The sequence below is a fragment of the Longibaculum muris genome, from assembly GCF_004343035.1.
GTDB lineage: Bacteria > Bacillota_I > Bacilli_A > Erysipelotrichales > Coprobacillaceae > Longibaculum > Longibaculum muris.
Map to the genome: position 1 here is coordinate 71,750 of NZ_SMCQ01000012.1, position 11,455 is coordinate 83,204.

An 11,455-nucleotide genomic window follows, 5' to 3' on the forward strand; every position below is an offset into this window, starting at 1 on the left:
TTTACACTCTCCTTAACGCCCCTATTCTAACAAAAAATAGATAAAAAAAAAAGAGGAAAGAAGAAATACTTACCTTATTTTCAATATTTTTCTTTCTCTTTATGCAATAATTCAGTCTTTCTGACAAAATTATATTTGTTTTGAAAAAATTCATAGCCTTTTTCTAGAATATCTGAGTTCATTGTCAAGCCAAAAACACTTGAACCACTACCAGACATCAATGTCCCATCAAAACCTAATTCTATCATTTCTTTTTTTATTTGAGCAATTTCTGGAACAATCTCTAAAGAAGGTGCTTCTAAGGTATTTCCTAAACTATCAACAACTCCTTGATAATCATTATCTTCAATACTTTGCTTCATTTTCATAATATCTGGATGAATAGCATGAGCTAAATCTAACATACCAAATGATTTCTTAGTTGGTACACCTTTTTTAGGTTTAACAATTAAAACATGACAACGAAATTCATTATCAATAAATTCTAACTTTTCACCAATTCCTCTTACAACAGCCATCTGTTCATAGATACAAAAAGGAATATCTGCCCCAACTTCTTTACCAATTTCTGCTAATGTTTCTAAAGATAAATTCAAACCAAACATTTGATTCATCGCTCTTAAAACTGCCGCCCCATCTGCACTACCTCCAGCCAAGCCAGCTTGAGTTGGAATATGTTTATAAATATGAATCTTGACTCCAGCATTAATGTGATAACGTTCAATTAAAATTTGGGCAACTTGATACATAATATTTTTTTCATCAGTAGGCATACGATAACTATTTGATGTAATTTCAATTCCTTGATCAATTCTATGAATATAAATCAAATCATGAAGTGTAATAGGTGCCATAACCATTTCTAAATCATGGTATCCATCTGCTCTTTTTCTAACGACATCTAATGCTAAATTGACTTTTGCATAGGCTCTTACTTTCATTCAACTCATCCTCTCGTTGGGTATATTTTTCTTGCAACACCTTTTGTATCTATGCCTCCAATCCCACTTTGTTTATGTGTCGTATGATTGATAATATCTTCGATATCACAATAATTCCTAACACTTTCATTCGCGACTAAACTCGCCACATAAACAGGATCTAAAGCATGGATATTGATACGTTTGGGACTGGACGCAAAATTGGCTCCACTTGCCAACAACAATTCATAATATGATTGACAAGCTCCCGCGATAATAATTAATGCATCTTTATCTTCTTGATACGCTCTAGCATTTTTGATTGTTTGAGCATAATCAAATGAATGCTGATAATTATTCATATCCGTCTTATCTAAATCTTTTCTTAATGCATCATGCCCCGTAACAACCAAAATCTGGGGTTTATGTTTTTCTAACAATTCAACAACACAATCAGCCATTTGACTTTCGTGCATATAATAACAATCAGCTCTAATTTTTAATTCATCATATTTTTGCTGACATAATTTCAAATACTTTTCATCACCATCTAAATGCAATACTTTTCCACGTATGACTGGTTGTCTAACAATCGTAAAATTTTCTTCTTCATGTGGCTGAACATCACTTAACTGCAAATCATCACTTTCACTATCGGCAATCAGTCTTAGTTCAACCCCTCTTAAATAATAAATTCCATCCTTAATATCTATAATTTCAAAAAGAATATCTCCATGATATTTCTTCCTGACAACATAATCTCCAATATTCATATTTTCTCACCATATTAATATATGATTTTATAAATATTTTGTGAGATTCAAATAATCCTCAATCGCTAATTCCTCTGGTCTTTTATTTTCTAGAATATGACATTCCTCTAATATATTTTTCGTTTGTTCATTAAATAATCCCTTAAGATTATTATAGATTGTTTTTCTTTTTTGAGTAAAAGAAGTCTTTAAGATAGGGGTTAATAATGGTTCATATGGTTTATGAATACGAATTGAAATAATTGCACTATCAACTCGTGGAGCTGGTGAAAATACATTTTTAGATACCAACATATCTAATGAGATATCACCAACACTTTCGATCATTAAGATTAATGGACTTTTATAATTTGTATCAGTAAGCTTTTGAGCCACTTCTTTTTGGACCATTGCATGAATACTCGTTAATTGTGCTCCTGAAGAAATAATATGTTCTAATATATCCGAAGTAATATAATAAGGAAGATTCGCAACAATACACACATCTTGATAATCTTGTTTATATTTTTCAACAACCTTTTTCAAATCCACAGTTAAAAAATCTTGAAAGATAATTTCAATATTTTCAAACTCACCTAACGATTCATTTAAAACATCTTTCAAACGTGTATCTATTTCATAACAAACAACATGTCCAGCATGATAACTTAGCTGTTCACTTAACGCTCCAATTCCAGGACCAATTTCAATCACACATGTTGATTGATTAATATGTGTTGTTTCTACAATTTTCTTGATTGTATTTAAATCAATCAAGAAGTTTTGACCAAATTTCTTTGAAGCTTGTAATTGATATTTATCTAATAAGTACATTGTATGAGACTTCTTTGCTATATCTTTCATCAAATCACCTGTCACTATTATAACATAAAACTTTCAAATACAAAATGAAACCTCATCATTATCATGAGGTCTCATATTCTTTTAATTGATTCTTGTAGGCTCTACCTAGTGGTATAACTGTATGATCTTTTAAGTAAACTTCTTTGGAATTATATTTTTGAATCATATTTCTATTGATAATAAATGATTTATGGACTTGAATAAACGCTGGTGAATCAAGTTCATTTATTATATCTTTTAAATTTTTTCTTTCATGTAATTCACCATTTAAAGAATGAATAATTATCTGATGTCTTAATGATTCAATGTAATAGATTTCTGATAATCTTAATTTTACAATCATATGTCCATTTTGATAAGTATAATAATGAAAATGTTCTTGAATCTTTTGTATAATTTGATTTTCATATTCTAATAATTCTTGTTTAAAATGTTCTATTCTAAAATAAAACTGAATATTAAAATGAAAACTTGTCTGGATTGTATCAAAATCATGTGGTCCAATAAAATAAATAAGAGTTTCATGAGTCCGTTTAATATTTTGATATTTAAGATAATCATCTTTATTTTGAACTTCAATAAAATAGATATCATAATATTTATTTGTTTTAAAATCTAAGATTTCAGCATGAAGATGATGTTTTTGAATAAAACTATCAATAAATTTATATATATCATCATGCGAAGAAATTATAGTTATTCTAATCATGTGATTGTTCCTCTAATTTCTCTAAATAGTATGATAAATAACTTCCTGTTTTAAGATAATCTAAGATTTTTAATGGATCATGTATTTGAATGCCTTGAGCTTGAAGAAAATCTACAGCTTCATTAAATTCCTGACGATTTCTTGTGATTAAAGCATCAAATTGATAAATTGAACCATCATACATATGCACAATAAACAACAAATCATAACCATATCCACCAAAAGGCATACGTGGAACTTTTGCATAAGAAACATCAATATAATCAATCTGATTTAAATTAATAGCAATCTGATAGATATGTTTTCGATTGAAAACATATGAGTAAAATGCTGTAACTTTATCTAAGAAAGTCCGATGATACGTATAGTATAATCTTTCATGATCAACTCTCCACATCAATTGACAATAAGATATTCCTGGTATCACAATTCCAATCACAATAACAACTAATACAATACAAAAAACTCTCATTCCTTTCCATAAATCCGCAGCAAACAAGAAATATGCCCACATAAGCACAATGCTTGAATACAAAACTGCTGATTTGAGTTTGGCTTTACCAACATGTTTTTCCATAACTAATTCACCTCATTTTTCTTGTCAAAATAGATTTTCTTTATTTCTAGCAAATTCATACTTTCTATTGTATCATAATATTCATTCTGACTCATATTTTCTCTTTCAATAATATCACTAATTTCACCATCTTTTAAAAATAAAAGTTTACTTGAATAACTTGCAACAAATGAGTCATGAGTCACCATTAAAATTGAAATACCTTCTTGGTTTAATTTCTTCAAAAGTTCTAATAATTCAAATGAATTATGACTATCAAGATTTCCTGTTGGTTCATCAGCAACTATAATACTTGGTTCAGAAACTAAAGCTCTTGCTATCGCAACTCTTTGGACCTGTCCTCCAGAACATTCGTAAGGATACTTATTTTTGATTTCTTCTATATCCAGCTGTTTTAAAATTCTATCTATCTTCTCATCAAAATCTGTTTCTTTTTTTATGAGTAATGGTATGCGTATGTTTTCATAGATCGTTAATGTATCAATAACATTATAGTTTTGAAATATAAAACCTAAAACATTTGTTCTAAACTTGCATAGATCAGATTCACTCATATGATTAACGTTCTTTCCATTGATATAGACTTCACCTTTCGTTGGCGTATCAATCGTAGATAAATTATTAAGTAAAGTCGTTTTTCCAGAACCTGATGTTCCCATAATACAAACAAATTCACCTTTTTTGACAACTAGGGATATATCATGAAGGGCTGTTGTTGCATGCCTTGTTTCAGGATTATATATTTTTGTCATATGTTTCACTTCTATAATTTTTTCACTCATAATGATTCTCCTCCTTTTTGTTTATTTAACTGGTTTCTTATTTTCAGATAAATTATCAAATATATAATAATTTCAACACTTACGACATATGATACGATCCATAATGGATAGTCATATATCACAATCTGCATAATCATACAGATAACTTGAAAGATGAGAGGGATAAATAAAACAAATACATAAATAGTCTGAAACATCTTTGATAAGGTTTCTCGTATATCTGTTTTTGAAAAACCTAATAATCTTGCATATTGATAAACTGTATTGTTATTATAAGTAAACAGATTGAGTTTATATTGAAAAGTACTCAACAAAACAATAATACATACTGTAAAAGCCAAGAGTGTAACGAACAGATCAGACTGCATTGCATTACGAGAAAGAATAAGTGCTGTAAATGCTATAATAACTATCTGTAACAATAATATAATCGAATAAGCATCACCTATAAATTTCTTTGCCTGACCCTTCGCTAATACTTCTGTAGCTGAATCTTTAGAAAACACCTTATCAACAAATGCACTATACCAATATCGATCAATTCCATATAACGAGATACAAATAGTAAGAGCTATTGTTATCAATTGTGATGCATGACCTAAATAATTAATAAGTGATAAAAACGATAATACCAATAGAATAATATAAATTTTTGGAGTTATCATAATCAATCGTTTTTTCTCACTTTTTTTCTCTTTGAGATTCTGTAAAATTTCTAAAAAAGTATGTCTATAGAAAAAGCCTGTTATATACATGATAATAATGATTATCAATATAACCACAGTTGCTATGATTGATAAAATGACTCTATCAGAAATAGCAAATACTGAAGAATGAATGTTTAAAAGAGGAAACAGAAATATATGCACAATAATTGTCATTCCATAGCCTAAGATCATTGAGAATGGAGTGAGAAGCATACATAAAATAATGCAGCCAATCATATATAAAGAAGCCAACCTCAAAGAACTACATCCTGAAATTTTATACACAGCTAACTTATCAAAGCTTTTTTTAAGATAGTCCATATATATTTGAATAAGCATAATACCACTTAGAAAAACAACTATAAATGAAATAATATCATTGAAAGATGTAAATAAGCTTACTGATGTAAATAAAACCTTTCCAGCAAATAAATTGTTTTTCAATAACTGATTCCCTGCTAATTCATAAAAAACAAATGATAAAGCAATCATAATAAAATACGTAACAGCAAAATTCATGTAGCTCTTTTTTTCTTTAACTGATAACTTAATGAAAGAATTTAATAAACTCATAATGTTCTCCTTTCTTTTTTCTTACACTTTTATTATATGAGTTCTATCTAAAAAGAAAATACTCCTTCCATAAACACCATCATATTGACTTCAACAACATCTTCTGCATTGAAAAAAAATAAAAATCATATATAATGAAGCAAAGAGGGATTGCATATGGATAGAAAAGAAAAGATTATAAAGACAATTAAAAAAAGTGATAAACCTATTTCAGCAAGTAAGCTTGCTGCTCAATTTGGTGTAAGTCGTCAGATTATTGTTGGAGATGTAGCCTTGTTAAGGGCTAGTGGCTATGATATTATTGCAACTCCTAGAGGTTATATATTAGATGACCAAAATAGTGAATGTGTTTATACGATTGCTGTGAAGCATGGAAAAGATACTTTAGCAGATGAATTATATACGATTGTTGATTTAGGTGGTTCTATTATTGATGTTATTGTGGAACATCCTATATATGGTCAATTAACTGGGAAGTTACATATTTCTTCTAGATATGATGTTGAACAGTTTTTAAAGAAAGTGAATAATGAACAAGCAAAACCTTTAAGCCAATTGACTGATGGATTACATTTACATACAATTCAATGTCAAAATGAAGATGTTTTTAAAAGAATTATGCAAGCTTTAGATGATAAGGGATATTTATTTACAAAATAAAGACAATGATTTCTGATAAATCAGAGATGATTGTCTTTTAAAATATGTTTATTTGTGATTTTTTTCTCTTGACACAATGGGTTTTCTGTATATAATAGGTCATAACATGTGTCATGACACATGTAAAATACATATAAAAGAGGAGATATTATGAATACACATAAAAGAATACAAACATTATCAATTGCTGCTTTATTAATTGCAGTAGGAACTGTTATTCCATTATTTATGCCTAAGATTATTATTGGACCAATGTCATTTACTTTAGCATCTCACGTTGCTGTAATGATTGCATTATTTATTTCACCAGCTGTTGCGATTGCTGTTTCTTTAGGAACAACTTTAGGTTTTATGATTGCTGGATTCCCATTCGTTGTTGTTATGCGTGCTTTAAGTCATGTCATTTGGGCTCTTGCTGGAGCAATGTATATTAAGAAGAATCCTGATATATTTGAAACTCCACTTAAAGCTATTAGATTTAATTTAGCTATTGCTTTATTGCATGCTATTGGAGAAATGATTGTCGTTGTTCCTTTCTATTTTGGAGCTGGAATGGATGTACAAACATTTAGTTATATGGTATTTGGATTAGTCGGATTAGGAACTCTTGTTCATAGTGCTGTTGATTTTGTCATTACTTTAGTTGTATGGAAAGCTTTAAGCCAAAATGCAAGTATTGCTAAAATTGCAAACGTTAAAAAAGTTTATCTTATTAAAAATGCTTAATCAAGATGATTAAGCATTTTTATATATTGAGACGGTAATGCTTCACTTAGCCATACTGTTTCATTTCCTAAATAAAAAGCAATACCATCTTGATAAGCTTTATATGCATCTATTTGTAAAATAACCGGATTTTGATCATGACGTGAACCAACAAGATATGCTGTCTCTTTATCTTGAGAAAGATGTACATATTGTCTATTCATTGGTTTTAATCCTTCTTTCATGATTGAAGATAGAAAACGTTTGGCTGTACCATGATATAAAATTTGTGGAGGAATCTGAGATTCCTTTTTTATTTTTTTCTTAAATGAATGACCATAATAAGCTCTTATCCTATGATTCTTTAATTCATATCTTTGTTTATCTGAATGATTCATTAAATCAATAATATCTTCCTCATCTAATATTCCATATTTATCTTTTAAAGCATCTAACAATTGATTCACTACAACCCATCCTTCATCATCCATATCTAAGTGATATTTTTCAGGATGATGTCGTAAAGCATATGATATTTCTTTTCCTAATTTTACATAATTCATTATTTTTCACCTAGTTTTTTTAAAATATCTTGTTTACTAATATGCGCCATATTTAATCTTTTAAATAAAGTTTTAGCATTTCCATATCCTAAATGAAACAAATCATAAATCTTTAATCTTCTTTCTTTACTTCCAATAATATCTAAAGAAATAAATTCTTCCCAAGATAATGTTTGTATATCCTTAGAAAAAGTCACAACATTCTCTAAAGCTTCGATAATTGCTTCTTCTCTTGCTTCAGCAATTCCTAATTTTTTCTCTCCTATTGCATCTTTTTTATCAACAAAAGCATGTTTAATACTAGGAACTCTTTCCATAATTTTATTTCTTATCTGCATTCCTGGATAATCTGGATCCGTTAAAACAATAACTCCCCTAGATTGATTGGCTTGTTCAATTAAATCAAGTATTTCATCATTTATAGCTAATCCATGTGTTTCTATTGTATCTGCATCAAATAGCTTTTTTATAATAGCTGTATCTGTTTTTCCTTCAACAACAATAACTTCTTTTATTTTTTCCATTCTCATCACCAAAGCTATTATATAGTAAAAATCACTTGAAATGAATAGATACAATGTAAATTCACTAAATAACCTCTCCTATACAAAAAAATCTATGCTTTTGGCATAGATCTTATTTTAAACCTCTAAAAACATCTAATACATCTTCTGATAAACCATCTGAAACAATAATCATATGATCATTGACTTCAACTTTACGTCCATCTTCACCAATCTTCTTTTCTTTAACAATACGATCATAATCATCACCATCATCAAAACGATAAACATCAATATTACCATTATCAGTTGTATAACGATATCCTTCAGCTCCACCTACAGATGAAGCATCTAAAGCATTCTTAGAAGAATAAGCAATGTTTCTTCCTTTTAATCCATTCTCAAAACGTGAATACCAATCATCAGTTTGATCATTTGTTGCTTGTTTATTCGTATTGTTTTCAGTGACATTGTTATCAGATGAGCTATTTGTTTTGTTATTCTTTGCATCATCATTACCACATCCTGTGAATAAAGCTAGACATAACATACATGCTAATATTTTTTTCATTTTCATTACCTCCATATATTTAGCATGCACATTACCTCAAAGAATATACATTTTAAATTCATTTATGCTTCAATTTCAATAACAATTTCTCCTTGTTCCTTATTTCCCAAGATTGTTTTTACTTCTTTGTAGTTTGCTGTATTAACAATAACCATCAAAACAGTTGTGTCATATCCAGATTTCATTATTTCCTCAAACTCAACATTTAACAATTCTTCACCTCTATTAATTCGATCTCCTTGTTTTTTCTTATCAGTAAAAAACTTACCATTTAATTCCACTGTATCTATTCCTATATGAATAAGAACTTCTACACCTTCATCAGTTGTAATACCTACAGCATGTTTTGTTGGAAAAAAAGTTGTAATAACTCCACCAATAGGTGCAATTATTTTATTACTTTTTGGAATAATTCCAACTCCTTTTCCTAATGATTCAGTATTAAATACCATATCTTTTGTTTCTTTTATATCAATAACTTCTCCTTTAACTGGTGCACCAATACTATAAGGTTGTGTTTCTAATTGTTTTTTATTCCTATTAAATAATCCCATTTCTTATCCTCTCAATCATTATCATTTATACATATTTCAAAAAAGTGAGTAAAACTCACTTTTTAATTATCATTATTACTTAACAATCAATGAAACTTTTTCACTAATTTTATCATCAGTTTTATCTGATACAATGGCAACATCTTTTAAATCAAACGCTTTAACATTAGATAAGTTATGAAATTTTGAACTATCACATACAAGATAAACCTGATCAGAATGTTCTTCAACTAAACGTTTTTTATTAGCTTCTTCAATTGTAGGAGTTGTAACTCCTAATTTCTCATCAATGCCATTAGCTCCTAAAAATGATTTATTAAAATACAAGTTTTTCAGTAAATTTTCAGTAAGAGAACCACTTAAAGATGAGTTCATTGGATTAAATTTACCACCAAGAATAATAACTTCAGCAAGAATTTCACCACTAACAGAAAATATATCAGTATTAGAAGTATAGATAGTAATTTTTTTACCTAAAATCTTTTTAAACAATATTGAACATGTTGAACCTGAATCTAAATAGATTGTATCTCCATCTTTAATAAGATTAGCAGCTATATCTGTAGTTTTTTCTTTTTTCACTATTTTTCATATTATTTCATTCTTCATCATATAAAATCAAATTTGTTATAAACAAACTAAAAAAACGAGTCACTATAAATCACTTTATAGCAACTCTCTAAATAAATATTTATTTACTTTTTTACTGAAAACTCTGAATTTCTCCACAAGCAATCTTTTCTCCAGAGTTTCCTGAAGGTTGGGTATGAAAATCATCTGCATTTTGATGAACAACTATTGTTCTATTAATAATATCTTTTGGTTTTACCTTATCTAAATAAATCATTCCCCATGCTCTACCTTTAGAAGCAAATAAAGCTGGTAAATCTCCTAAATGTGCAGGATGTTTCTTATTTGTTGGATTATAATGATCTTTTGTTTTTTCAAAAGGAATTTTTGTATCATTTATACACGTATTTCCTTCATGAATATGAAATCCATAAAATCCACTATCATTTTTTGGTAAATCTTTTATTTCATAAATCATAACCATTCCTGACAAATAAGGATAAAAACAAACAGTACCAGATATCTTATTACCTTGAACATAGGCAAAAGCTTCTGGTTTTTCATTAATTACAGTCATCAAAATATTTGTTGTCATTGAAGTAGGTTTTATTTCCATTGTATCACCATTACAATATATGTTATGTATCAATAAATATGAAAAAATAATAAAGCAAAAAATAATTAACTAGTAACTATTTTTGCTTTATTCTTAACCTATAATTATTTATGACAATACTTTCATCAGTTCTTCTTCACTTCTTGCATCAATAATCTTGATTGTTAAAGCATCTATCTTATCATCTGAACTTTCTTCTATCTTCATAATCAGTTCCTTTGATACAAATCCAAATTTACTTTTTAGTTGATTTACAATGGTTTGTATCTTCCCTTGTTTAATCCCTTGATCCAATCCTTGTTTCAATCCAAGATTGCAGCCTCTTTCAAGTCCTCTCATTTCACTTTCTAATTTAAATTCCTCTAGTACCTGACACATATCTACTTCCTCCCTTTCTTCTTTCTCTATCCTTATGACTAGTTCTTCACTGTTTGTCATGACTGCTACAATGATTGCTACTTTTTTATATAAGTTCATATTTACTTATAAATATAAGAAAATGATAAAGCAAAAATAATTAGCTAGAACTATTTTTGCTTTATTCTTAACCTATAGTTATTTATGACAATACTTTCATCAGTTCTTCTTCACTTCTTGCATCAATAATCTTGATTGTTAAAGCATCTATCTTATCATCTGAACTTTCTTCTATCTTCATGATCAGTTCCTTTGATACAAATCCAAATTTGCTTTTTAGTTGATTTACAATGGTTTGTATCTTCCCTTGTTTGAGTCCTCTTTCAAGTCCTCTCATTTCACTTTCTAATTTAAATTCCTCTAGTACCTGACACATGTCTACTTCCTCCCTTTCTTCTTTCTCTATCCTTAT

General features: G+C 28.5%; 17 protein-coding genes. 2 read left to right on the forward strand and 15 right to left on the reverse strand.

All coding sequences use genetic code 11. The features are described 5' to 3' along the window. Window positions 1-80: 80 nt before the first annotated feature. From ispE to EDD60_RS09245, 7 genes are all read right to left on the reverse strand, one after another. Window positions 81-941: a 4-(cytidine 5'-diphospho)-2-C-methyl-D-erythritol kinase gene (gene ispE / locus EDD60_RS09215; RefSeq protein ID WP_066451065.1), complete on the reverse strand. Its 861-nt coding sequence runs from the start codon at window positions 939-941 to the stop codon at window positions 81-83. A 5-nt stretch (window positions 942-946) separates the two neighbouring features. Beyond that, window positions 947-1,693, reverse strand: coding sequence for a sporulation peptidase YabG (locus EDD60_RS09220; protein WP_066451067.1), 747 nt, complete (start codon window positions 1,691-1,693; stop codon window positions 947-949). Between the two features lie 27 nt (window positions 1,694-1,720). Further along, window positions 1,721-2,536, reverse strand: coding sequence for a 16S rRNA (adenine(1518)-N(6)/adenine(1519)-N(6))-dimethyltransferase RsmA (rsmA, locus tag EDD60_RS09225; RefSeq protein WP_066451070.1), 816 nt, complete (start codon window positions 2,534-2,536; stop codon window positions 1,721-1,723). A gap of 61 nt (window positions 2,537-2,597) precedes the next feature. Further along, on the reverse strand, window positions 2,598-3,245 hold the full coding sequence (locus EDD60_RS09230; RefSeq protein WP_066451072.1) for a LytR/AlgR family response regulator transcription factor: 648 nt from the start codon (window positions 3,243-3,245) through the stop codon (window positions 2,598-2,600). Continuing rightward, a complete protein-coding gene (locus tag EDD60_RS09235) occupies window positions 3,238-3,822 on the reverse strand; it encodes a hypothetical protein (RefSeq protein ID WP_066451075.1) in 585 nt (194 codons plus the stop codon). The genes EDD60_RS09230 and EDD60_RS09235 overlap by 8 nt, the downstream gene beginning before the upstream one ends. A 2-nt stretch (window positions 3,823-3,824) precedes the next feature. After that, on the reverse strand, window positions 3,825-4,604 hold the full coding sequence (locus EDD60_RS09240) for an ABC transporter ATP-binding protein (protein ID WP_066451078.1): 780 nt from the start codon (window positions 4,602-4,604) through the stop codon (window positions 3,825-3,827). Next, a complete protein-coding gene (locus tag EDD60_RS09245; RefSeq protein ID WP_066451080.1) occupies window positions 4,601-5,884 on the reverse strand; it encodes a hypothetical protein in 1,284 nt (427 codons plus the stop codon). The genes EDD60_RS09240 and EDD60_RS09245 overlap by 4 nt, the downstream gene beginning before the upstream one ends. Window positions 5,885-6,040: 156 nt before the next feature. Between EDD60_RS09245 and EDD60_RS09250 the strand changes: the two genes are divergently transcribed. Next, window positions 6,041-6,544: a transcription repressor NadR gene (locus tag EDD60_RS09250; protein WP_066451083.1), complete on the forward strand. Its 504-nt coding sequence runs from the start codon at window positions 6,041-6,043 to the stop codon at window positions 6,542-6,544. A 150-nt stretch (window positions 6,545-6,694) separates the two neighbouring features. Then, window positions 6,695-7,270 carry a hypothetical protein gene (locus EDD60_RS09255; protein WP_066451085.1) on the forward strand — a complete coding sequence of 192 codons (576 nt, stop codon included), beginning with the start codon at window positions 6,695-6,697 and terminating at the stop codon, window positions 7,268-7,270. Here EDD60_RS09255 and EDD60_RS09260 read toward each other — a convergent pair. From EDD60_RS09260 to EDD60_RS09295, 8 genes are all read right to left on the reverse strand, one after another. After that, window positions 7,267-7,812 (reverse strand): RNA 2'-phosphotransferase, encoded by a 546-nt coding sequence (locus EDD60_RS09260; protein WP_066451087.1) that lies wholly within the window; start codon window positions 7,810-7,812, stop codon window positions 7,267-7,269. The two genes, EDD60_RS09255 and EDD60_RS09260, sit on opposite strands and share 4 nt — an antisense overlap. Then, window positions 7,812-8,336 carry a ribonuclease M5 gene (rnmV, locus tag EDD60_RS09265; RefSeq protein ID WP_066451090.1) on the reverse strand — a complete coding sequence of 175 codons (525 nt, stop codon included), beginning with the start codon at window positions 8,334-8,336 and terminating at the stop codon, window positions 7,812-7,814. The genes EDD60_RS09260 and rnmV overlap by 1 nt, the downstream gene beginning before the upstream one ends. 112 nt (window positions 8,337-8,448) lie before the next feature. Beyond that, the gene (locus tag EDD60_RS09270) at window positions 8,449-8,886 is read right to left on the reverse strand and encodes a hypothetical protein (RefSeq protein ID WP_066451093.1); all 438 of its coding nucleotides are present in this window, start codon (window positions 8,884-8,886) and stop codon (window positions 8,449-8,451) included. Between the two features lie 62 nt (window positions 8,887-8,948). Further along, on the reverse strand, window positions 8,949-9,440 hold the full coding sequence (locus EDD60_RS09275; RefSeq protein WP_066451099.1) for a PTS sugar transporter subunit IIA: 492 nt from the start codon (window positions 9,438-9,440) through the stop codon (window positions 8,949-8,951). A gap of 75 nt (window positions 9,441-9,515) precedes the next feature. Further along, window positions 9,516-10,022: a DeoR/GlpR family DNA-binding transcription regulator gene (locus EDD60_RS09280; RefSeq protein WP_066451107.1), complete on the reverse strand. Its 507-nt coding sequence runs from the start codon at window positions 10,020-10,022 to the stop codon at window positions 9,516-9,518. Window positions 10,023-10,143: 121 nt separating this feature from the next. After that, complete coding sequence (locus EDD60_RS09285; protein ID WP_066451113.1) at window positions 10,144-10,626, reverse strand: superoxide dismutase family protein; 483 nt, start codon at window positions 10,624-10,626, stop codon at window positions 10,144-10,146. Window positions 10,627-10,734: 108 nt separating this feature from the next. Further along, window positions 10,735-11,004, reverse strand: a complete 270-nt coding sequence (locus tag EDD60_RS09290; RefSeq protein ID WP_165973141.1) for a DUF4351 domain-containing protein — start codon at window positions 11,002-11,004, stop codon at window positions 10,735-10,737. Window positions 11,005-11,185: 181 nt separating this feature from the next. After that, window positions 11,186-11,455: DUF4351 domain-containing protein (locus EDD60_RS09295; protein WP_207905310.1), on the reverse strand; the 270-nt coding region annotated here is incomplete at its 5' end.